Source organism: Eubacterium callanderi (assembly GCF_900142645.1).
Classification (GTDB): domain Bacteria; phylum Bacillota; class Clostridia; order Eubacteriales; family Eubacteriaceae; genus Eubacterium; species Eubacterium callanderi.
On record NZ_FRBP01000004.1, the window covers coordinates 164,041 to 187,860 of the forward strand.

The following is a 23,820-nucleotide window of genomic DNA, read 5'->3' on the forward strand; positions in this document are numbered from 1 at the left end:
GTCATAAATCTGACGCCAAATGATGGTGAAACCGTCACGTTGTATGCCCAGTGGCACGCTAACAGCTATACCATCCAGTTCGATGGCAACACCGCTGACAGCGGCAGCATGACAGACCAGAGCATGACCTATGATCAGGCAGCCAGCCTGACCGCCAACGGCTATATCAAAACAGGCTATGCCTTTGTGGGCTGGAATACCCAGCCCGACGGAGGGGGAACCGCCTATACTGATGGACAAACGGTCAGTAACCTGACTTCAGAAGAAGGAGGGACAGTTACCCTGTTCGCCCAATGGCGCGCCAATAATTACACCATCCACTTCGATGGCAATACGGCCGATGGCGGCAGCACACCAGAGCAGGCCATGACCTACGATCAGGCAGCCAGCCTGACCACCAACGGCTACACTAAAACAGGCTACACCTTCATGAACTGGAACACCCAGCGTGATGGTGGCGGAACCGCCTATACCGATGGACAGAATGTCAGTAATCTGAGTTCAGAAGAAGGAGACAGCGTAACGCTGTACGCCCAATGGCGTGCCAACAGATACACTGTCCAATTTGACGGCAACACGGCCGACGGCGGCAGCACGCCGGAGCAGGCCATGACCTATGATCAGGCAGCCAGCCTGACGATTAACGGCTATACCAAAACCGGCTACACCTTTACCGGCTGGAACACCCAACCCGATGGCGGCGGAACTAGCTATACCGATGGACAGAATGTTACAAATCTGACATCTGTCGAAGGAGGGACGGTTACCCTGTACGCCCAATGGCGCGTCAACACCTACAGCATCCAATATGACGGCAACACGGCCGACGGCGGCAGCACGCCGGGGCAGGCCATGACCTATGATCAGGCAGCCAGCCTGACGGTTAACGGCTATACCAAAACCGGCTACACCTTTACCGGCTGGAACACCCAGCCCGATGGAACAGGAGCAGCTTTTAACGATGAGCAGACTGTAATCAACCTGTCTCCAAGGGACGAGGATATTGTTATCCTCTACGCCCAGTGGCGGGCCAACCACTATACCATCCAATTTGACGGCAATACTGCCGAAAGCGGCAGTACGCCTGACCAAATAATGACCTATGATCAGACAGCGGAACTGACGGCCAACGGCTATACCAAAACCGGCTTTGCCTTTTCGGGCTGGAATACCCAGGCCGACGGCCAGGGAACCGGCTATACAGAGCGAGAAAGCGTAAAAAACCTGACCACTGTGGACGATGATACCGTTCTTTTATATGCTCAGTGGCGTTTAAGAATACCGGGCATCACCGTAAACCAGAATGTGAGCGCGCATGGGGATACCATCAACGTGACAGGCACCGATTTTGAGCCAAACGCAGAGATCACCTTTACAGTGCATTCAACCCCAAGGGAAGTCGGGCGAGTACATGCCGACAGCAATGGGGAGGCCCTGTTTACCTTCCAGATGCCCTTTGACATTGAAGCCGGGGATCACACCCTTTTAGCCGACAACGGTATCCACTCCGCTCAGACACCCGTTAAGGTAACAGCATCCGCACACGCCGATTCCAATGCGGCGGACAACAGCGGGCATACAGGCGGTAACAGCGCAGGCACCGGAATACAGGGAACCACCTACATTCCGATCATCATGATACTGCTGCTCTGCGGTGTTTTAGTGGTTGTATTATTAAAGAGAAAACATTCAAAACGTTAACTTTTTATCATTGGAAAGACACAGGTAAGTCCACATAACGATGCCTATGTGGACTTACACTTTTGGACTAGGAGAAAAACAATGGAAAATTTCGTTGCAATAACAGAAGTAATCAAAAATGTGGTTTGGAGTAATATTCTTGTTATCCTCTTAATGGGAGCTGGTATTTATTTTTCGATCCGGCTGAAATTTCCGCAGCTTCGTTTTTTTAAGGAGATGATCAGAGTTTTAAAAGGCAACGGCGACACAAGTGATGGGATCACACCATTCCAGGCATTTGCGACAGCCCTTGGGGCGCGTGTCGGCGTCGGGAATATCGCGGGTGTAGCGACAGCCATCTATTTTGGCGGGCCAGGTGCTCTTTTCTGGATTTGGGCCTTTGGATTCTTTGCCACCTGTACGGCTTTGTCTGAAGCTGTGCTGGGACAGGCCTATAAGATTAAAACAGGTAACGAATACCTGGGTGGCCCGGCTTTTTATATTGAGCGGGGATTGAAGTGTAAACCTTTAGCAAAGATATTTGCCATCATACTGATTCTGGGCATTGGAATACTCATGCCCGGTATCCAGATGGACGCGATTGTCACAACGCTGGACAACGCCTATGGTGTCAACACGCTGGTTACTGCCATTATCGGCACAGCGCTCATAGGGATTATCATCTGGGGCGGGATCAAGCGTATCGGACGGGTAGCCGAAGGCATGGCGCCCTTCATGTGCGCCATTTACCTGTTGTTTGGCATTGCTGTCATTATTCAAAACATCACAAAGGTGCCAGAGGTATTCTCAGTGATTTTCACCTCTGCCTTTGGAACAAACGCTATTTTTGGCGGTATTCTGGGTTCAGCGGTTTCGTGGGGCGTAAGGCGCGGGATCTTTTCGACCGATGCGGGCTATGGCTCCGGCGGTATCATGGCAGCGGCGGCAGAAGCGACCCACCCGGCCAAGCAGGGGCTCATTCAGGCTCTGTCCATTTATCTGAGCATCTTTATCGTCTGCACAATCTCAGGCTTAGTCATCCTGCTGTCCGGCATTTATAACGTTGTGGACGAGAGCACCGGCGCCATGCTGGCGCAGGGTGCGCCTAACCTTGAGCAGGGCGCCCTCTGGGTACAGACCGCGCTCAATAACCTGACACCCAACACCATTCCGTGGGAAGGTAAAATTTTGAGTGTCATCATAGCGCTGTTTGCCCTGACCACCCTGCTCGGATATTATTACCAGATCGAGAGCAATGTCCGGTATTTATTCAGAAATGTGGGAACACTGGGACGAACAATCTTACGCCTTGCTTTTTTAGCCGCTATTTTTATTGGCGGTATCGCGGATTCGTCAATGCTCTGGAATGTCATGGATATTGGCGTGGCCTGCATGGCATGGATCAATATTATTGTTGTGCTGCTTCTTTCAAATCAGGTTGTAAAGATTATGAAGGATTATGAAATACAAAAGAAGGCAGGCGTTATGGAGCCCGTATTTAATCCGAAGCTTCTGAACATAGAGGACACAACACAGGTATGGTCTAAATATCAAAAGGAGAGTGACAGTTTATAGGGCAGCGCCTTATCTGCTTTTTGCTGGTAAAATTCACAGCTTTTGGTGCAGAAAACGGAATGATGGCCGATTTCCCAGAATAGGCCAGAATGATTGTAACCTTCAAATGAAGCTGTTAAGATAAAACCAGATGAATAATCGTTATCAAAAGACTGGGAGGGAAAAGTTATGATGCAGAAAATTCAGAAATTTGGCGGGGCAATGTTTACACCTGTTTTGCTCTTTGCTTTTGCGGGGATTGTTGTCGGCATAGGAACACTTTTTACCACCCAGGCCATTTTTGGCGAGCTGGCAAGCCCGGAAAGCCTCTGGTTCAAATGCTGGAACGTCGTGCTTCAGGGCGGCTGGACCGTATTCCGGCAGCTCCCGCTGCTGTTTGTGGTGGCCCTGCCCATCGGTCTTGCCAAAAAACAAAATGCGCGCTGCTGTATGGAAGCGCTGGTCCTCTATTTAACCTTCAACTATTTTGTCTCAATCATGCTCTCCCAATGGGGCGCAGACCTTGGCATTGACCTGACATCTCAGGCAGAAGGCGGAAGCCATTTAACCCAGATTGCCGGTATTGAGCCCCTCGATATGGGGATGTTCGGGGCATTGGGAATTTCGGCGCTCGTCATATTTCTGCACAACCGGTTTTATGAAAAAGAGCTGCCGGAATGGCTGGGTATTTTCAGCGGCTCCACCTTTGTATTTATGATTGGCTTCTTCGCAATGCTGCCAGTGGCAGTCTTAGCGATCCTTATATGGCCTCAGGTTCAGCTTTTAATGAGCGCCCTTCAGCAGTTTGTACTGGGAGCAGGCACCTTGGGTGTGGGCTTGTTTGTATTTTTGGAAAAGCTGCTGATCCCCTTTGGCCTCCACCATCTGCTTTACTCCTCTTTCTACTTTGATAATGTGGTCATTAACGGAGGAATCTATTCTTACTGGGCCACACAGCTCCCTCAACTCGCGGCGTCGACAGAAGCATTAAAGGAGTTGGCGCCGTGGGCCTCCTACACAGCCACAGGATTTTCAAAGATATTCGGCTGTCCGGGGATCGCGCTGGCCTTTTATTTCACCGCTAAGCCACAGAACAGGAAACGTTTGCTGGCGCTGCTGATCCCAATAACACTGACCGCTGTTTTGTGTGGGGTGACCGAGCCCATTGAGTTCACATTTTTATTTATCGCGCCTGTTTTATTTATTGTGCACGCTGTACTGTCAGCGCTGCTGGCCATGGTGATTAACCTGCTGGGAATAACCGGAATCTTTTCCGGGGGCCTTATCGAGATGGCCTCCTTCAACTGGATTCCCCTCATGGGAAGCCACTGGCAGCAATACCTGCTCCTGTTTGCCGTAGGGCTTGCTTTTACAGGTATCTGGTTTGTCGTGTTTCGCTTTATAATTCTTAAGCTTAATCTCAAAACACCAGGGCGCCAGGATGAAGAAAACGTCAAATTTTATTCCAAGTCGGATTACAGGGCCAGTAAAAGCGATGAAGAGACACTTATTGTGCAAAAAGTGCTCGAGGCACTGGGAGGAAAAGAAAATATCATCGACGTCACGAATTGTGCGACACGCCTCAGGGTGAATATTAAAGACCCAAAAGTGGTGCTGGACGATCAGGCTTTTAAGGACCTCGGAACACATGGGTGCATTACGAGCGGCAGATCCGTCCAGGTCATTATAGGATTGTCCGTCGCAAAATTTCGGGAACAGTTTGAAAATTTATTATAAACACAGGAGGATAATGCAATGACACAAAAATATACCATTACAGTAGCAGGCGGAGGCAGTACTTTTACACCAGGTATTGTTCTGATGCTGTTAAAAGAGAGCAGCCGCTTTCCGATAAGGAAAATCATGCTCTATGACAACGACCCCGAGAGACAGAAAATAATCGCAGAAGCCTGTGGAATTTACCTCCGCGAGAACGCGCCGGAAATTGAGTTTGGTTATACCGATGATCCAAAGGAAGCTTTTACAGGCATCGACTTTGTGCTGGCGCATATCCGTGTTGGAAAATACGCCATGCGCGAAAAGGATGAGAAGATTCCCTTAAAATATGGGGTTGTGGGTCAGGAGACCTGCGGCCCGGGCGGTATCGCCTACGGCATGCGCTCCATCGGCGGCGTCCTTGAGATTTTAAACTATATGGAAGCGTATTCTCCGGACGCCTGGATGCTGAACTATTCAAACCCGGCCGCCATTGTAGCCGAGGCGACCAATCGGCTGAGGCCAGATTCAAAGATTTTGAACATCTGTGATATGCCCATCGACCTTGAAGAAAAAATGGCGGGAATAGCAGGGCTCAAGTCGCGTAAGGAAATGCAGGTCGGCTACTATGGCCTGAACCACTTTGGGTGGTGGCACCAGATCTATGACAAAGCAGGCAACGACCTGATGCCCGTTATCAGGGCATACATTGCGGAAAACGGCTTTCCAGTCAGTGCAGAGCAGCAGGTCGATGACAGCTGGGCTCACACCTTTAAAATGGCCAGAGAGGTTTACGCGATTGATCCGGAGACAATCCCAAATACTTATTTGAAGTACTATCTGTTTCCCTACGAGATCGCTGCCGGGCTGGACCCAGAATATACCAGAGCCAATGAAGTTATGGACGGGCGGGAAAAAAAGGTGTTCAGCGTCTGCCGCGAGATCATCGAAAAGGGAACCAGCAGCGGCAGTAATTTTGAAGCAGACGCCCACGCTACCTATATTGTCGATTTGGCCAGGGCGATTGCGGAGAACACCCAGGAGCGTTTTTTACTCATCGTTCCGAATGAAGGGGCCATTGAGAATTTTGAGCGGACCGCCATGGTGGAAATTCCCTGTATTGTCGGAAAAAACGGTTATGAGAAAATCTGCCAGGGAAAAATCCCGCGTTTTCAAAAAGGGATGATGGAGCAGCAGGTCAACGTCGAGAAACTGGTGGTAGACGCATGGATTGAGGGCAGCTACCAGAAGCTGTGGCAGGCCCTGACACTTTCCAAAACCGTCCCGAGCGCGGCAGCGGCAAAAGTCATATTAGATGAATTTATCCAGGCCAATGAAGATTACTGGCCTGAGCTTACTTAATCACATAAACATAAGAGGAAAACATGAAACTTGATGAACATATTAACAAGTACTACCATAATCTCAACGAAAACGACTTATATATCTGGAAATACATCAAATCAAACAGGGAGGCGTGCAAAAGCCTGACAATCACTGAGATGTCCAGCCGGTGCCATGTCTCACGGACCACATTATCGCGTTTTGTTCATAAAATTGGATTTAACGGCTTTAGTGAATTCAAAGTGACATTAATACACGACAGCCAGACGCCCAAAGAGGATTACACCAGCATGAAAAAGGTGATCAGCCTTTATAATGAGGTGGTCCACCGCATTGTGGAGCAGAACTGTGATAAAATTTTTGAGCTGATCGACAGCGCAGAGAACCTGTATATCTACAGCTCCGGAATACTGCAGAGTACTGTCGCCCATGAAATGACCCGGATCTTTGTCTCGGCAAAACGGATATTTTATGAGATTAACGGAAACGCAGAGACAAACCGTATGATTGAAAAAATCACCCCAAAAGATGTGATGTTTATGGTTTCATACAGCGGCGAATCCCCCGAGGTGGTAGAATTTGCGCATGCGCTGAAAATCCGTAATGTCCCGGTTGTCTCAATCACCACCCTCCACGAAAACGAGCTGGCAAAGCTCAGCACCGTGAATTTATACACGTCAGGGCTGGTCATAAAAAAAGATGATCTCGATGTGTCTTACACGTCGGTTACCAGCTTTTTTATATTGATTGAGATGCTGTTTCTAAAATATTTGGAATACCGTTCCCACAAGGAGCAGTGATATGGATATTAATCAATTAGTTAATCAGCACTATGAAAACTTCAGCGAAACCGACCATTGCATATGGCAGTATATTTATAAGCATATGAAAGAATGCCCCCAGTATTCACTCAGTGAGCTGGCACAAAGGTGCAGCGTTTCAAATAATTCGATCCTGAGTTTTTGCAAAAAGCTGGGCATGGACGGTTATGGGGAGTTAAGGGTTATTTTAAAGTGGCAGGAACAGACAGACGATGTGTTGGCAGTCAATCTGCTCAACCGTACCTATCAGGATTATTATCTCACCCTGGACTATTTAAAAAATCTTGATCTCACAAAAACCTTTGAGCTGTTCGACTGCCCCGGCCGGATTTTTATCTTTGGGACCGGAGAAGTACAGCGGCACGCGGCCGAAGAACTGAAACGCCTTTTCTTCATACTGCAAAAGCGTGCCTTTGTCATTGAGAGTAAAACAGAGCTGGGAACAATGACAGAGCTTCTGAAAAAGGAAGATACTCTGATCGTTTTTTCCCTGTCCGGCAACAACCGGCCGGTAAACAATCTGGTGCGCGGAGTAAAAAATAAAGGGACGTCCATATTATCCGTTACCTCCTATGAGGATAATGAGCTGGAAAAGCTCAGTGATGAACACATTTATTTTTACAACCACCGCATTATAAAAGGCAGAAGCCAGAAAACAGACGGCTATCTCTGCGCACCATTCTTCACCATTATAGAAGTACTGTTTGTGCGCTATTTAGAAGCGCATTATTTAGAAAATAAGCGTTCATAGAGGACAGGAGGCAGCATGGATATTCAATATTTATTTTTATTACAGAACTTTCGGTTTTATTCAGAAGGCGTATTCAACGACTTCTTTTCATTCATCACAACCCTTGGAGAATCCTTTATTCCCGTCCTGCTGATGGCAGCAGTGTACTGGTGCTTTAATAAAAAAGCCGGAACGTATATGTGCCTGGCAGAGGGCGTGGGGGGATTAGTCAACAGTGTGTTAAAAATCAGCTTTTGCGTTTACAGACCGTGGATAAGAGACCCGGGGATAGAACCCATCGCGGGGGCCAAAACCACAGCCACAGGCTACTCCTTTCCCAGCGGCCATTCAACAAAAGCCACCTGCTATTACGGCTCACTGGCCCTGTACTTCAGGAAATACCGTTTTGTCGTCGTGTTTTTGTTCAGTGTCATCTTTTTAGTCATGCTGTCCCGGAATTTCCTGGGCGTTCATACGCCGCAGGATGTGTTGGTAGGATTTGGCAGTGCATTTCTGGTCATCCTGCTTATGGGTTATGTGTTAAATGATTACCTGGAAAAAAAACCAGAGAAAGATATTTGGGTGGTGGCGGCCATGCTAATCTGCGGCGTCCTGATCATTATCTACGCAATGACAAAAAGCTATCCGCAGAACTGGGTTGACGGCAAACTCCTGGTGGACCCGGCTAAGATGGTCACCGACGTTTTCGGCAATGTAGGTTTTGCGTTTGGCGGCGCGATTGGATGGATCGTGGAGAGAAGGAAAATTAAATTTTCAGTCGAGGGGACACTCTATTTTAAAATCAGACGCTACCTCATCGGCGCGGCAGTCATAACCGTCCTGCACTATATTCTCAGAAACGTGTTTAACCTGTTTTTAGACGCCTACGCCGCGGCCTTTATCTATAATTTCCTGGTCCCATTTTTTATTCTGGCAATTTACCCGGCGCTTTTCAAAAAGTTTGAAACAAAATGTTCATGAATGAACAGGAAAGGAAAAAAACATGAAAACCTTATACCGAGTGATCAGTGTCATCACACTCGCTTTACTGCTGTTGCTGTTTGTGGGGGCATCGACCCTAGCAAGGGGATTTGACGTCACCTATATAAAAGACCTGATCCCCACACAGCTGACCTTTGACAAGCGAACCATAAACAACGGCGAGCAGATAACAGCGACCTTGGCGCTCGACAATCCAACAGAGGCGGGACTTTACAACGTATCGCTGAAGACGACCCTCCCCGAAGGCCTGCACGCGAGCGCTGCCGAAAAAACCTATGACCACATTGCAGGCGGTCAGAAAATAAATTACAGCTTTAAAATAAACAACGGAGAGGTCAGCAAAGCAGCACTCCTGACCGCTAAAAAAGGCGCGAACCCCCATACAGGATACCAGGGCCCCCACGCCATATTCGCCGTATTGATGCTGACCATTTTAATTTTGGGCGTTATCTTTTTTAAAGGAAATGCCAGGCGTAAACAAAAGATGATGTCAATCATACTCTGCCTGAGCATCGGAACACAGCTGGGGCTAGCGGCCCTTCCAAGAGAAGCCCTGGCGGCCGGAGAAGAAGCCGCATCAGAAGAATCCGAGCTGCCCACATCACTCGAGAACATCACCTACGACGTAACAGAGCAGCTGGTGGTAGACGGCGAAGAACAGACGGTTACCACCACTGTTTCCATCGAAAAGATCGCCCCCCTTACCGTGACCACCGCCAGCTATGAACCCATGACAACAAAAACAGAAGTCGCCGCAGACGCCAGGTTCTTTAATGTGGTTGCCACCAGTGAGGAAGACGCCTTTTCAGATTCGATCTCAGCCGCTGATATTGAACTGGCCAATGCCTTTCATGGTGTAAGCATTGATGAAATCAATTTGCTGGATGAGCACACAATCCGTCTTAAAATGTCAGGAGAACTGGACCACAGCGACGAGAGCTGCGGCGTTCTGTATTTCGACAAAAACAGCTTTAAGCAGGAAGGCGATAAAGTGGGCGTTCTTGTGGTCGATGTCATGAAACCGCTGCCGTATTTTGCAGACGGAACCGATAACGTCATGGTCAACGATGACGGCACCGCCGACATAAAATTCTGCCTGGACACCGCCGAGTTTGCAGATACTGCCGGCACCGCCCATTTTTCATTTGACAATACAGCAGTCCAGCCCGTAGCGCTGACCATTCCCTCCACCGATGCCAGAAAAGATGGTGTTTTAAAAGTCGCTGTGAACGGCACAGCCGATAAAACCGAAATCCTGGACGCCCTTGACGGCGTCACCATGACCATCGACAGCGCAGGGCTCAACTGCGGCAGCCTGGAGCTGGAGCTGGCACTGGCGGAAGAGCGGATTACAGCAGAGCTTACGCTAGATACCGTTACCGCCGATCCACAGTCCTCCACTAAGGCAGCCGCCTCCTTCACCGGTACGGTGAGCTCCTTAAACGGCAGTGTAAATTTAACGCCAGGCTCTGTCAGCCTTACAAATGACACACTGCCCGACGCCGTTATTTCGCCAGTTACCATCGAAAGCGGGTCAGACGGCACCTTTGCTTTTACCGTAGCCATTGATAACCCTGAGCTGCAAAAATGGTATGAGGAGGAAGGTGAGGAAGGGCTGAGAGCATTCTTTGCCCATTGGGCCAGCAATGAAAACCTTGTGCTGGCCGAAGGCAGCCTCATTGACGCCTACGGTGTGCCTGTCGCTGCTGACGATTATGAGGTCATTGTTTATGACAACATGCTGGCGTCAAACAGCGCGGCCTCCACAACCGACTTGGTGTCAAAAATCCTCACGATTGTCAACTCCTTTGCCAAGGACGCGCCAATAGGAGGAATCGCAGGTATCCTGGGGCTTGGCAGTCTGGCCATGTCCGAGAGCAAGGAATCAATGAGTGGAATAAGCGACAGCGTTGCTGCCCTCAGCGAGTCAGCGCTGGAAATAAACAAAATGACCACTAAAATTCAAAGTGAAGTCAACTATTTAGTCGATGCATCCCTGGAATCAAAAATCAGTAAATTTCAGGACAACGCCCGTTCCATTAACTTCCGGGCAGGGCTTCTGTCCAGCAGCACGAACGATATTCTGGCACAATTGGCCAAGGTAGAATCCATCGAATCACAGGAATATAAAGATCTTATGGACCAGCTGAATATTATTTTAGGAGGCACGACCACCGGAGGGCAAGGCTTTGTCTACGATGCCTATACCTTTGGGCAGTACATCCTTGGTGAGGGGGTTGTGGGCAGTGTGCTTGATGATTATGTCATGCTATACAACCGGCGCTACAACTGGGATTCACAGACAACAACCGCCAAATCGGAATATTGGGCAAGCAATTACCAGCTTTATATTAAAGCGTACATGATCAGCATGTGCTATATGAATGCCAATAATAAGGATCATATGTATGATGCGCAGATCACCAAAATGAAAGACCAGTTTAACAGCATTGATACTAAGTGGACGACTTTTCAAGAAAATCTGAAACCGCCTGTGGGAAAAGACCGGAATCTCGTCGATAAACAGCTGTATACTGTCAAGACGGCCAATACGGTAACTCTTGACCCTCTAAAAGATATTCATGAAATTTTGGGCGATAAATATAGAGGCAGTTTTAATATGAAAGTCGAAACACTTTTCAATAATCTGATTAAAGACAAGAAAATTACATCATACCAGGCGGATAACAAAAAAATTATTTCAGTGGATACACTCAATACAATGAAAAACCGCCTGTCCTCCAGCGGCCATAAAACGCTGTATGATGAAATGACAGCAGTCGGTATGGTGCTGCCTACAAAATATCTTTATATTGGAAATGAAAGCCTCAATGTTGACGACCGGCTTTGGATTATGTCGATCCTAACGGTCTTTGCTGGAGCCTCAGGGACGGGAAGCTTTAGGGGCGACGTGTACAATCTGGAGACCAATGCACTTGAAAAAAATGTAAAGCTTGTAAAGTTTCGTTTTATTACAGGCGGTGATTTCTTCGAATATAATTTAGACAGTTACAAGAGTGCGTACGATAAAACACCATTTGTGTTTAAAACAACAGCACAGTAATAAGAATCAAATAAAAAAGCATGGCGCATAGTTCCTTACTATGCGCCATGTTTTTTTTGTTTTTATAATTATAACATTAAACAGGAAAAAATGCTAGTATTAAATTAAATAAGGTAAATTTTGACAAACAAAGGAGAGCAATATGAAACGATTAAAAGAATTTATAAACTTTTTTGTAGGGACTGTACCGATGGACATACTTTTTGATAAATGGTTAGAAAGCAAAAACCATTTAAAAGCACAGACAAAAAGGACTTATGTTCAATTAATTAATCGATATTTGCGTCCCGTATTTGGAGAAAAGTCCGTTAAGACCATCAGTGAGGAAGATATTCAACGGTTTGTTAGCGACATACAAAAGGATCTGAGTGCGAAAACTGTGCATGAAGTTTACCGCTGTTTGCGTGCAGTATTTGAGCTGGCAATAGAGAACAAAATTATAGAAAGAAATCCATGCGAAAAAACAGTTTTACCTCAAAAGGAAAAGGTAAAAGCAAAGGCGCTAAGTATAAAAGATCAAGAAAAAATAGAAAATGCTTTGGGACAGAGTTCAAAGGCACTGGATATCGCTATACTGCTTGCTTTGAATTTAGGTTTGAGATTGTCGGAGGTGATCGCATTGCGTTGGCAAGATATACGTTTTAATGAAAATATAGTAATTATTAGGCATAGCATGGAACGTGTTCCGACAGGTGATGGAAACAAAACAGTTGCCCATCTGGGAACGCCAAAAACACAGAGCAGCCAGAGAAAAATTCCTTTGGAATTTGAATTTTCAAAATGTTTAAAAGAATATTTCCAGAAGCAAACATCAGTGCAAAAAAAGCCTGATGCTTTTGTGGTTGGGAAAAAAGATGGAAATTCTTATAATGGACGGACGGTTGAGCGGCATTTTAAAAAAAGGCTAAAAGAGCTTATGATTTCTGAGACTTATACCTTTCATTCATTAAGGCATAGTTTTGCGACGCGCGCCATGGAAAGCGGCGTCGTAATAAAAGTTATCAGTGCTTTGTTGGGGCATAGTCAGACAGCTACCACAACAGATATTTACTTACATTTAAGTGAGTCTTTTATTCGGCAGGAAATGATGAAAATGAAAGATTTTAAAAGGAAAAGACACTCCGGAAGTACGCGGGTGAGGCACGCCGCATAGTAAGGAACTATGCGGCATTTCTAAGTAATTAAATACCCGTTGCCAGAAAAAATACAAAAAACAGAGAGAGGCTAAAGAAATGCTCAAGAATTTAATCAATATGGTACTGCTTTGTCCGGAAGGCGTTCAGGAACATAATAAACGAACCGGTCGATTAATCCGTGCTCTCCTTACAGAAATCGGGCGGAGTGATCTGATTGAAATTTGGCGTTTTGGTGACCTGTCTCCCTGTGACTATCATGATCTGGGTAAAAGAAATGATGATACCGATGATCTGGAACACTGTGAACGTGGATCGGATTTTTTCAGCGATGCATTTCGGAAAGCGTCAGGTAACAAGGAATCAATATTCTGCAGTATTGCCAGTGATCTTTGCCGTTACCACCATGAACGCTGGGATGGCAAAGGGGGACCGGAGCATCTGACAGGCGACAATATTCCAATAATTGCAAGGGCTGCCGCAGTAGCGAATGCCTGGGACCATTTAAAAACAGAATGTCCCGGGACAAACGATACCGAGCTGCTTAAAAAAATTAAAAAACATGAAGGCGTCTACTATGATCCGGAGATGGTGTGCGCCTTGTTTCGTCTATTCCCGGCATAGCCGGTGATATAGAGTCTCTTTTTTACCTTAGGCGGTGTCTGCGCCATTAGACACCGTCTATTTATCAATAGAAAAACAGAATATACCCCGCAGGGGACCATTCATGGACCTGCTTTCATGCAAGCTATATTTTGCATGAAAGCGGGTCCTTTTTATTATGTGTGTGAAGTAAAGGAGAAAGAAAATGGGCTACGCCGCAGCAATGAAACGCTTAAAACAGGAAACGCTCGAACAGCATATCAAAGACCATCCCGACCAGTTTGAGGCTGTTGATACCGGTTATCTTTTAAAAAAAGGCGGAGAACTGGTGGTTGAGCTTATCTACCATGGCCATCATAAGCAAGTCCGCCGCCATTGCCAGAGTCCGCTGAAACAGAAAACCATGCGCCTGAAAGAAAAAGATGGTAAGGTTTGTGTGGTCAATGGCTTATCAAAGGAAATTGAGGATGATGAGGGACTGGTTTATGTTCTCTGGGTATGCTCAAAAGAGTGCGAGCACTGTGCAAAGCGCCAGCGTGTACTGCCCGTCTTTGCAGCGTGTTGGATGCGCCATACCCTGTTCACTGCCGCCCGTACCCTTTTACATTTGTTTGAAAACGATGAACTCCGCGAAAAGCCTCTGAACCCGCGCCGCGGCCGGCCTGTGCTCACCCTGCCCTTTTGCGGAGAACTGAGCACCGTGTACCGCTGGCGGCAGAAAATAAAAATAATTTTTAATTCATGATAATAAAAACACGTTCTCGCGTCCGTTAAAACCATAGAGTCCTGTAAGATAGAACCATCAGCAGGAGCACCGGAAAAAGTGCACCGCTGAAATTGAACCATTATATTTTACAGGAGGATTACAGAATGAATTGTAACCAGATCACCCCAACCGTCCGGGCAGAAGAAAAAGGTTTTCGTCCATGGTGTGCTTCGTGCGCGCTAAAACAGGAGGACCGCATTTTAGGGAGCTTTGAGACTCTGCCCGATGTAGACCAGCGCATCGAGCTCGCCTTTCTTGAAAAGCAGCTGAAAGCCCTGGGGCAGGAATATGACGAAAAAGCCCGGATTTATCTGGAGGATGACAGTGAGAGAAAAGAGTATGAGGACAGCAGGGCAGGCAAGGATGATATACCTGTCGCCCGTCTGGCGGAGATCATGCGGCAGCAGGGCCTGAGCATTGGGAGGAACCAGCTGTATGTGTGGCTTCGGAAAAGGGGATTTGCTTATTTTGATGCGCTGCGCAACCGTAATTTGCCAACCCGGCAGTCCCTGGACAAAAAACGTATGACCGTTGAGTACAAAACCTATGTGGAGAAAAAGAGCGGCCGTCTCAAGCAGTCCCCACAGCTTCGGATCACCCCTTCGGGCCAGGAATTCTTTATCAGCACACTGGCAGAGGAAAGAAACAGGGGATGAACTATCTGACCGAGCTCCTGGCCTTTTACAGGTGGATGGCGGAGAATCCGCTGAGCCCGCTGCTCCAGGCTTACTGGCACTTGCTTATGTACACCAATAACCGGGCAGCCATTCGGACAGCCCAGGACGTGTGGTACTGGCCGGTAGAGTTTAAACTGCCAAATACAGTGGCTATGCCCATTTTAGGCATCCGGGACCGGCGGGTTCTGCTGCGACAAAGGGGGTACCTCATTGACCGCGGCCGTGTGACGTACCAGAAGGACGCTGGCCAGCGGGCGGGAATTTACCGGATGGTCCCCTTCGATCAAGGCCTTGAGGCCATTTGTGTAAGGGATGAAAGAAGGGACAGTGTGACAAAGGTCTGGACACAGGCTGTCCCGTCAACTGTGACAGAATTGTCCCCGTTCATAAACATAAACACTAAACAGGCTTCTCTATCCTATAGTAATCAGGAGGCTGCGGCCAGCATCCACGGCTTCAACCTGCTGCCACCGCTTACGGACGAGGAAAGAGCAGAGATCAAGGCCCAGTACCCAGACGATGATGTAGCTGCTTTTAACGCCATGTGGGCAGCGAGAGAAAGGAAACAAATGGCAGGAAAAGCGCAGGGTTAAACGCCCCGCCTTTTCCTGAAGATTAAAATTTATGGAGGTAACCATATGAATAAATACGGCAGAGGCCCCAGAATCATCAACCGCCGCCGAAGCTACAGAGTTTTAGCGGAGTGCCGGGTTGAGGCAGGCTTTTATGCCCGGGACGCAGAGGAGGCAGAGGATCTGTTTAATGACCTCAGCGCCGCGGTGGAGGACCGTTTTCCAGGCATTGTGCTTGAGATCACAGATGTGTATGAGGATGACTGAAAAGGAGAAGGTGCATGGATTATAAAGAAATTGACCGGTGGGTGCTTCGCGCGCAAAAGGGGGATGGAGAAGCCATGGCTTTTCTGGAGCGTATGTTCCGCCCTCTGATGCTTGCGTCGGCGGATAAGGCCCGGCCAGAGAATTACAGCTTTGAGGACTGCCTGCAGGATGCGCGGCTCTTTTTTCTGGAGGGCATCAGGTGTTATGACGGCACGCGGGGCAGCGGCTTTGCCGCCTATATTAAGACTTATCTTTACCGGTCACTGCAAAATAAACGCAGAAAGTGCTGGCGGCGTCTGGTGCGGGACATCTCCGGCGACGGCGCCAGCCGTGAGGAGGATGAAGGAACACTGTTTGATACCCTGCCGGATTTGTCGGCCGACATCATGGGAAACTATACTCACCGGGAGGAGCTGGCAGCCCTGTCAGAAGCTCTTGGTGAGCTCACCCCTGAGGAGCTGGCTCTGCTGAGAGCTGTCTATGGGCAGGGGCAGACAATAAGAGGCGCATCCCAAAGCCTGGGGGTGGGCTACAGCACAGTCCAGTACCGCCACCGAAGGCTTTTGGACATCCTGAGAAAGCGGCTGACCGGGGTGCCGTCCAAAAAAGAATTGGTCAAAAAGAGGACTTGAAACAACTTATAGAAAAGGGCAGCTGCATTCTTCAAGAAAGCTTCAAGAAATGGAAAAAGGCTTTTTTTTCCTGTGGTCAGGTGCTATGATAAGTGCATGCTAAACATGGAGGTAAATCTGTATGAAAAAATTAGAAGATAAAGTAGCCATTGTGACAGCCGCAACCGCTGGCATTGGTCTGGCGAGCGCGAAAAAACTGGCTCAAAATGGTGCTTTGGTTTATATTGCGGGACTGGAGGATGAACTGGCGGAAAAGGCCCTGGCCGAATGCAGCGAGGAGAAACTGAATGTGAAGTTCCACCCCTTTAATGCCTTTGATTATGAGGGATATCATGTAATGGTAGAGCATGTTGCAAAGGAGGAGGGGCGCCTAGATATTCTGGTGAATAACTTTGGGATCGGGATTCCCACCAAGGATTTTGATATTTTGACAGGGGACCCTTACGCGTTTTTCGATATTCTGCAAAAAAATATCGGCAGTGTATACCTGCCCTGTAAACCGGCGATTCGCTACATGGCTGGTCATGGCGGCGGCAATATTGTCAATATATCCAGCATCGGGGGGCTTTTACCAGATGTTTCCAGGCTGGGCTATGGGGTGTCCAAAGCGGCGATTAACTACCTGACCAAAGCCATTGCCCTGCAGTTCGGCAGCAAAAATATCCGCTGTAATGCGGTAGCGCCGGGGATGATCGGCACCGATGCAGTCAAGAAGAGTATGACCGGCGATTTTCAAAAGGCATTTTTACGCCATGTACCCCTTGGCCGGGTGGGCGAGCCGGAGGATATTGCCAACGCCGTGCTGTTTTTGGCGAGTGACGATTCCTCCTTCATTACCGGACATATTCTGGATGTAGCTGGTGGCTTCGGCATCGGTACCCCAGAGTATGCAGACGCAGTGAAGGGGTAAACTAAAAGAAGGCACCGCTGATTTTGACAGCGGTGCCTTTCTGCGTGCATAGAGGATTAAGGTGTAATGGTCATTAAAATGCCAGTATAGAGCCAGCTGCTCCCTGCGATGGGGTCTCCGACAGTAAAGATCTGATCAGGTTTTTCTTCACCGTTCATGGGATCGTAAACTGTGCAGGGACAGGGATACTTCTGCTCCTGTTTTTTTATAAGGATATAGTGGAGGAGCATATCGCAGGCGGTCAGATCAAGGGTGTTGCTTGTAATGCTGATGGTGTACTGCCCTGGCTGCAGGGCCTTTAGCGGGTCTTCGCAGGTAAAATTGAACAGGGGCTTTAGTCCGTGGGTATTAACAGATCGGATGAGCGCAATAAACGGCGGATCAATAGGCATAAGACAGGTTGGTTTAAGCCCGCATTTTCTAAGATAATCGGCCATTTTGATGGGAGAGCAATAATCGGCGGTCATCACGCCACTAAGGGGATAGCTGAACTCGTGAATGCTGTCCCCAAATTTAGTTTGATTGTGGATTTTGTTTGCATACGCAATGGCGTCATCAGGATTTTCAAACGGACAAGTGTCGTGTTCAAGCTCCCACAGCAGATAGGCAATGGAAAAGGCGCCACAGTTATAAGGTTGGTCTTGTTGGATGTATTTTGGCATTTAATCTTCTCCTTTAGGGTTCGGTTATGATTTTTAGTTTTTTCTGATAGATATTCAGCTGGCTGGTTTCTTTACACTGCTGAACCAGTGTCTCAAGCAGCTCAGCGCAGGCCAGCTCATAATGAGCTTCAAGGGGGGATATCCAGTCGTAAGGAGCTCCGGCCAGTAATGGTCCAACATAGAGATCGGCTGCTCTCTGGCAGTTTTCGATCTCTGATCGTTTGTGATACAGCAGCTCAAACTCCCAGAGGTCACTGTAGACCTGAGAGGTATCCAACCCCAGGGTTCCGCGCTGAGTAATGAGGGGAATGTCGATACCCTGTTGGCGCAGGTTTTTAAACCATTCCAGTGTTTTGTACAGGCAGTACATGGCCTGGCTTTCTGTGCGGCCGGGCCAGATGGTTTCAGCGATTTTTTTCTTTGAGATCAGTGTGCCCTTCTGGCAGACCAGATGGGTTAGCAGCTCCTCTGCCTTTCTGGACTGGAGAATCAGGGGCTTCTGTGCGTAAAAGATGCGCAGGGGGCCAAAGCAGAAGACGGCCAGCAGCTTATCGGTTTTCTGAGAGATAAAGGGTTTACCGGCATACTGGAGAATCCGTTTTTTTTCATGGGATGATTGACAGGTATCAGGCAGATGGTATTTCCAATAATTTCACATTCCAGCGCGTCGCCTGTCTGAAGCTCTAATTGTTCTACCACCGAAGCAGGCAGTGTGATTTGTGATCGTTCCCTGAATTTTATATTCATAATATGAAGGTCCCTTTCTTGTTATTATTAATAAAGTTTGGCTTTTTTCTGCACGCATTATTAAAATAACATACTAATTGTATTATATCAGCAGAAATTGGAAGTTTTTTTGAAGAATTTCAGAATTTAACGAATTCACAGTAAGTCGAGCAGGTTTTGTCGCTTTTATTACCTTTTTACACAATAAAAATTTAAAAATTTACACTAAAATATGAGAATTTTACAATAATAGCAATAAATACCACCATGTTTCTATACTCTTAGAAAATACTTAAAACATAAAAATAGCGGAGGCTGTTAAGCCTCCGCTATTTATACTATTAATAGTTACCAATAACAACATTGCGGTCCTCAAAGAGTGGGATTTCAGTGCCACTGCCAGTCTCGCGGTCTGCCAGGGTGCGGATAACAGAGAAGTCCTCCCAGAAATGCATGGGGATCAGGACCTTGGGGTGCAGTTTGTCAATGAAGTATTCCGCAGCGCGGCAGGCCGAACCGCCAAGGCGGGAGTCCACCGGGACAAAGGCCACATCCATTTTGTGCTTGCCGATCTGTTCCTCGATTTTCTGGATCACTGCTTTAAAGTCACGCTCCTCGACCTCGGGGTTAATATTGGGGTGTGATGCGGTGTCCCAGTCCCACCAGTTTAAATCGCCGGAATGGAAAATATTTTTGCCTTCGGCCTGAACAAAGAAGGAAACACCCAGATCGGTCGAGCCAAAGGTTTCAATTTCGATGCCTGGAAAGCTTATTTTCTGGTAAGGCGCGATGTAATGAATATCGCGTCCTCCCTTTTCAGGGATATCATCGCTGAAAATGTAGGTGGTGTCATAGTCGCTGCCATAGGAAAGAATCTTTTGTGAGAAATGATCCTGATGGCTGTGGGTAACAAAGAAGTAATTTTTCCGACCTTTTCTCAGAAAATGAGGTGGAATATTCGTGATCGCATCAAAGATCAGTGTCATGCGCTCTAATTCTACGATGAAGCCACTGTGATGAAGATAAATAATTTTCATAAAATGCCTCCGGTTAATCATAAATTTACTTTTATTATACCATACTTATGCCCAGGTGATGGAGGGGTTATTCAATCTTTAAGAAAAGAAATCTGAAAATGTTTACGTCTCAAAAAGGTATCCGAACGTTTTAAAAACCATTGAAAATAAAGTTCGGAAATAGTAAAATACAAGTATCATTAAACAAAGGTGGAAGAGTAGTGATCAAACGAATTTTTGTAGAGAAAAAAGCGGGCTTCAATACTGAGGCTCAGGAACTGGCACAGACTTTTCAGCGCATTTTAGGCATTAAAGGTCTGAGCAGTATTCGTATCATTTACCGTTATGATGTTGAAGGATTAGAGGGAGAGCTCTTAGAAAATGTTAAACGGACCATTTTTTCAGAGCCTAATGTAGACAACATTTATGAAGACACCATGGCTTTTGGACCGGAGGAACAGGTTTTTGCCACCTCCTACCTGCCGGGTCAGTACGACCAGCATGCAGATTCAGCGGCTCAGTGTATTCAAATTTTAGCAGGCGAAAAGCCTTTAATTAAGGTTGCGAAGGTCGTTGCGGTTAAGGGCGATGTGAGCACCGAAGAACTTGGAAAAATTAAACAATACATGATCAACCCTGTAGACTCTCAGGAAACGGATCTCGGACCAAGAGATACTCTGACGGATAAAATCAAACAGCCGGCAGACATTGAGAGGATAGAGGGCTTTACTGATTTTAGCGCGGAAGCCCTGGAGGCTTACCGTAAAAAGATGGGCTTTGCCATGAGCGGGGCGGACATCGCGTTTGTACAGAAATATTATAAAGAAGATGAAAAGCGTGACCCATCTCTGACAGAGCTGAAGGTTATTGATACTTACTGGTCTGATCACTGCCGTCACACGACGTTTTCAACCTGTATTGAAGCCATTGACTTTGAGCGCGGACCGGTAACGGAAGCGGTTGAAAAAGCCTTTGAAAGCTACGACGCGACCCGTGATGCCCTTTACGGAGAAGATACTGACCGCCCCATGACCCTTATGGATATGGCGGTGATCGGCACTAAGGAAATCAAAAAACGCGGACTGATCCCGGATTTGGACGAGTCAGAGGAAATCAACGCCTGCAGTGTCAATATGACGGTTGACCACGACGGTGTGGACGAGGACTGGCTGCTCATGTTTAAGAACGAAACCCACAACCATCCCACAGAGATCGAGCCCTTCGGCGGCGCGGCGACCTGTCTTGGCGGCGCGATTCGAGATCCGCTGTCTGGCAGAAGCTATGTTTACCAGGCCATGCGCCTTACTGGTGCATGGGACCCGAGAACACCGATTGAGGATACCCTGCCGGGCAAGCTGCCCCAGCGTAAAATTTCTCAGGAAGCGGCTCATGGCTACAGCTCCTACGGGAACCAGATCGGCTTGGCCACCGGACAGGTAGTCGAGGTCTATGATCCGGGCTTCCTGGCCAAGCGTATGGAAGTCGGCGCGGTTATCGCGGCAGCGCCTAAGGAAAATATTGTCCGTGAACGTCCGCAGCCGGGGGACGTCATTCTTCTGGTCGGCGGCAAAACCGGCCGCGACGGCTGCGGCGGCGCGACAGGCTCCTCCAAGGCACACACCGAGGAATCCATCCATGAAAGCGGCGCTGAAGTCCAGAAAGGGAACCCGGTTGAGGAACGTAAGATCCAGCGTTTATTCAGAAACGGTGATCTGGCCCGTATGATCAAGCGCTGCAACGACTTTGGCGCGGGCGGCGTATCGGTAGCCATCGGCGAGCTGGCAGACAGTCTGGATATTGATCTGGATAAGGTGCCGAAGAAATATGAAGGCCTTGACGGAACCGAACTGGCGATCTCGGAATCCCAGGAACGTATGGCGGTTGTCGTCGCGGCAGAGGATGTCGATCATTTTATTGAGATGGGCAACGCCGAAAATCTGGAGGTTACCCAGGTAGCGGTTGTCACCGACACCGGACGTTTGGTCATGAAATGGCGCGGCGAGGAAATTCTGAACCTTTCCAGAGATTTCCTGAACACCAACGGGGCTGCCCAGTACGCCGATGTTCTGGTTAAGGAACCGGAAACGCTCTGCGAAGAAGCGGAAACCATTGATTTCACACGTAAAACAAAGGAAGTGCTCAGCAGCCTGAACGCCGCCAGTCAGAAAGGCCTGGCCGAAATGTTTGACAGCACCATCGGTGCGGGGACGGTGGTTATGCCTTATGGCGGTAAGTACCAGCTGACACCTCAGGATGGTATGGCGGCTAAAATTCCGGTAATTCACGGGGATACCACCACCTGCAGCATTATGACTTACGGCTACACACCGGAATTATCCAAGTGGAGCCCGTTCCACGGCGGTATTTACTGTGTGCTTGAATCCCTGTCCAAAATGGTGGCCATGGGCGGTGATTTCAGAAAAGCCCGCCTGAGCTTCCAGGAATATTTTGAGCGTCTGAACAAGGACCCCGAAAAATGGGGCAAGCCTTTTGCAGCGCTTCTGGGTGCCTTTGAAGCCCAGAAGGCCTTTGGCATTCCTGCCATTGGCGGTAAGGACAGTATGTCCGGAACCTTTGAGGATATGACAGTTCCACCGACCATTATCTCCTTTGCTGTAGAAGCGGATAAGGTCCAGAATGTTCTCTCCAATGAACTGAAAAAGACGGGCTCCAGCCTGTACCTCTTTGAGGTGGAACAGGATGACAATAAGCTCATTGACTATGATAAGGTAATGGCCATGTACGACCGTATCCGCGGCCTGAACATTGAGGGCAAGCTGCTCTCTGCCAAAGCGGTATCGGCCAATGGCCTGGTCGACGCTCTGGCTAAGATGGCCTTTGGAAACAAGATCGGCGTGGATATTGCAGACATTGATGAAGCGCGCCTGTTTGCCCCGCTTTACGGCAGCATTATCGTGGAAACCACCGAAACTCTGGACGACGCTGAGCTCATTGGTAAGACCACAGATGCTTCCGCCATCACCTGCAAAGGGGAAAGCGTGGATATGGACGAACTGATCGAAGTGTGGGAAAGCGCCATGCGCAGTGTTTACCCGGAAAGCAAGACAACAGAGGGCAAGGTTCAGAAGATCGAATATACTGGCGGCCCTGTCACTTTCGCCAAAGAAAAATTCGCGGCGCCCCAGGTCTTTATCCCGGTATTCCCAGGGACGAACTGTGAGTACGACACCGCTAAAGCCTTTGAGAATGCCGGTGCCAAGCCGGAGATCGTAGTGTTCAGAAACCGGACAGCAGACGACATCGCGGCATCCGTCAAGGAAATGGCAGACGCCATCAGACAGTCCCAGATGATCATGATTCCCGGCGGCTTCAGCGCTGGTGACCAGCCAGACGGTTCGGGTAAATTCATCGCGGCTGTTTTCAGAAACCCAGAAATCCGGGACGCGGTCATGGAGCTCATTAAAAACCGCGATGGCTTAATGCTTGGAATCTGTAACGGCTTCCAGGCCCTGATCAAGCTTGGGCTGGTACCCTACGGCGAAATCGTGGATATTGAGCCTGAAATGCCGACCCTTACCTACAATACCATTGGCCGCCATGTGTCCACCATTCCAATGACAAAGGTGGTCTCAAACCTGTCGCCGTGGCTGGCGGGCGCCAAGGTAGGCGAGACCTACCGGATTCCAATGTCACACGGCGAAGGCCGTTTTATCGCAAGTGACGCGGTGATGGAAGAACTCATCGCCAAGGGACAGGTTGCGACCCAGTATGTCGATTTTGACGGCAACGCCACCATGGACGGCGCTTTTAACCCCAATGGTTCTACCTGTGCGGTCGAAGGGATTACCAGCGCAGACGGGCGTATTTTGGGTAAAATGGGTCATTCCGAACGTATCGGAAAGGGATTATATAAAAACATTCCGGGTGAGAAGGATCAGCTGATCTTTAAATCCGGTGTTGAATATTTCAAGTAAAAGAAGGAGA

At 48.2% G+C, this 23,820-nt stretch carries 21 protein-coding genes; 17 read left to right on the forward strand and 4 right to left on the reverse strand.

Features of this window, described 5'->3' with window-relative positions; genetic code table 11:
- The 16 genes from BUC22_RS21750 to hdhA all read left to right on the forward strand — a co-directional run.
- Positions 1 to 1,701, forward strand: a 1,701-nt coding sequence (locus tag BUC22_RS21750) for an InlB B-repeat-containing protein (RefSeq protein ID WP_200805540.1), incomplete at its 5' end; no start/stop codon positions are given.
- A gap of 81 nt (positions 1,702 to 1,782) precedes the next feature.
- The gene (locus tag BUC22_RS06345) at positions 1,783 to 3,255 is read left to right on the forward strand and encodes an alanine/glycine:cation symporter family protein (RefSeq protein ID WP_013379485.1); all 1,473 of its coding nucleotides are present in this window, start codon (positions 1,783 to 1,785) and stop codon (positions 3,253 to 3,255) included.
- A 168-nt stretch (positions 3,256 to 3,423) separates the two neighbouring features.
- Positions 3,424 to 4,971 carry an alpha-glucoside-specific PTS transporter subunit IIBC gene (locus BUC22_RS06350; protein ID WP_073382614.1) on the forward strand — a complete coding sequence of 516 codons (1,548 nt, stop codon included), beginning with the start codon at positions 3,424 to 3,426 and terminating at the stop codon, positions 4,969 to 4,971.
- An 18-nt stretch (positions 4,972 to 4,989) separates the two neighbouring features.
- A complete protein-coding gene (locus tag BUC22_RS06355; RefSeq protein ID WP_013379488.1) occupies positions 4,990 to 6,312 on the forward strand; it encodes a 6-phospho-alpha-glucosidase in 1,323 nt (440 codons plus the stop codon).
- Positions 6,313 to 6,335: 23 nt separating this feature from the next.
- Positions 6,336 to 7,094 (forward strand): MurR/RpiR family transcriptional regulator, encoded by a 759-nt coding sequence (locus BUC22_RS06360; RefSeq protein WP_013379489.1) that lies wholly within the window; start codon positions 6,336 to 6,338, stop codon positions 7,092 to 7,094.
- Between the two features lies 1 nt (position 7,095).
- On the forward strand, positions 7,096 to 7,866 hold the full coding sequence (locus BUC22_RS06365; protein WP_038350739.1) for a MurR/RpiR family transcriptional regulator: 771 nt from the start codon (positions 7,096 to 7,098) through the stop codon (positions 7,864 to 7,866).
- 15 nt (positions 7,867 to 7,881) lie between these two features.
- Positions 7,882 to 8,826: a phosphatase PAP2 family protein gene (locus BUC22_RS06370; RefSeq protein ID WP_013379491.1), complete on the forward strand. Its 945-nt coding sequence runs from the start codon at positions 7,882 to 7,884 to the stop codon at positions 8,824 to 8,826.
- A 22-nt stretch (positions 8,827 to 8,848) separates the two neighbouring features.
- On the forward strand, positions 8,849 to 11,911 hold the full coding sequence (locus tag BUC22_RS06375) for a DUF11 domain-containing protein (protein ID WP_013379492.1): 3,063 nt from the start codon (positions 8,849 to 8,851) through the stop codon (positions 11,909 to 11,911).
- Between the two features lie 142 nt (positions 11,912 to 12,053).
- Positions 12,054 to 13,064 (forward strand): tyrosine-type recombinase/integrase, encoded by a 1,011-nt coding sequence (locus tag BUC22_RS06380; RefSeq protein ID WP_013379493.1) that lies wholly within the window; start codon positions 12,054 to 12,056, stop codon positions 13,062 to 13,064.
- Between the two features lie 79 nt (positions 13,065 to 13,143).
- Positions 13,144 to 13,668 (forward strand): HD domain-containing phosphohydrolase, encoded by a 525-nt coding sequence (locus BUC22_RS06385; RefSeq protein ID WP_013379494.1) that lies wholly within the window; start codon positions 13,144 to 13,146, stop codon positions 13,666 to 13,668.
- 184 nt (positions 13,669 to 13,852) lie between these two features.
- Complete coding sequence (locus BUC22_RS06390; protein ID WP_013379495.1) at positions 13,853 to 14,392, forward strand: hypothetical protein; 540 nt, start codon at positions 13,853 to 13,855, stop codon at positions 14,390 to 14,392.
- Positions 14,393 to 14,517: 125 nt separating this feature from the next.
- Positions 14,518 to 15,069, forward strand: coding sequence for a phage antirepressor KilAC domain-containing protein (locus tag BUC22_RS06395; protein ID WP_013379496.1), 552 nt, complete (start codon positions 14,518 to 14,520; stop codon positions 15,067 to 15,069).
- Entirely contained in the window at positions 15,066 to 15,683 is a 618-nt protein-coding gene (locus tag BUC22_RS06400; RefSeq protein WP_013379497.1) for a hypothetical protein, read from the forward strand. The genes BUC22_RS06395 and BUC22_RS06400 overlap by 4 nt, the downstream gene beginning before the upstream one ends.
- Before the next feature lie 45 nt (positions 15,684 to 15,728).
- Positions 15,729 to 15,929: a hypothetical protein gene (locus tag BUC22_RS06405; RefSeq protein WP_013379498.1), complete on the forward strand. Its 201-nt coding sequence runs from the start codon at positions 15,729 to 15,731 to the stop codon at positions 15,927 to 15,929.
- 14 nt (positions 15,930 to 15,943) lie between these two features.
- Entirely contained in the window at positions 15,944 to 16,561 is a 618-nt protein-coding gene (locus BUC22_RS06410; protein ID WP_013379499.1) for an RNA polymerase sigma factor, read from the forward strand.
- A gap of 121 nt (positions 16,562 to 16,682) precedes the next feature.
- Positions 16,683 to 17,471, forward strand: coding sequence for a 7alpha-hydroxysteroid dehydrogenase (gene hdhA / locus BUC22_RS06415; RefSeq protein ID WP_013379500.1), 789 nt, complete (start codon positions 16,683 to 16,685; stop codon positions 17,469 to 17,471).
- Between the two features lie 56 nt (positions 17,472 to 17,527).
- Here the strand turns inward: hdhA and BUC22_RS06420 are convergent, their stop codons facing one another.
- The 4 genes from BUC22_RS06420 to BUC22_RS06430 all read right to left on the reverse strand — a co-directional run bounded on the left by BUC22_RS06420 (position 17,528) and on the right by BUC22_RS06430 (position 19,896).
- Positions 17,528 to 18,133 carry a hypothetical protein gene (locus tag BUC22_RS06420; protein ID WP_013379501.1) on the reverse strand — a complete coding sequence of 202 codons (606 nt, stop codon included), beginning with the start codon at positions 18,131 to 18,133 and terminating at the stop codon, positions 17,528 to 17,530.
- A gap of 13 nt (positions 18,134 to 18,146) precedes the next feature.
- Entirely contained in the window at positions 18,147 to 18,503 is a 357-nt protein-coding gene (locus BUC22_RS06425) for a bacterial transcriptional activator domain-containing protein (RefSeq protein ID WP_013379502.1), read from the reverse strand.
- Positions 18,504 to 18,622: 119 nt separating this feature from the next.
- Complete coding sequence (locus BUC22_RS22600; protein WP_367651004.1) at positions 18,623 to 18,880, reverse strand: AbrB/MazE/SpoVT family DNA-binding domain-containing protein; 258 nt, start codon at positions 18,878 to 18,880, stop codon at positions 18,623 to 18,625.
- Positions 18,881 to 19,200: 320 nt separating this feature from the next.
- Positions 19,201 to 19,896 carry an MBL fold metallo-hydrolase gene (locus tag BUC22_RS06430; protein WP_013379504.1) on the reverse strand — a complete coding sequence of 232 codons (696 nt, stop codon included), beginning with the start codon at positions 19,894 to 19,896 and terminating at the stop codon, positions 19,201 to 19,203.
- A gap of 200 nt (positions 19,897 to 20,096) precedes the next feature.
- On the opposite strand from BUC22_RS06430, the gene BUC22_RS06435 reads away from it, so the two are divergent.
- On the forward strand, positions 20,097 to 23,810 hold the full coding sequence (locus BUC22_RS06435) for a phosphoribosylformylglycinamidine synthase (protein ID WP_013379506.1): 3,714 nt from the start codon (positions 20,097 to 20,099) through the stop codon (positions 23,808 to 23,810).
- The last annotated feature ends 10 nt before the right edge of the window (positions 23,811 to 23,820 follow it).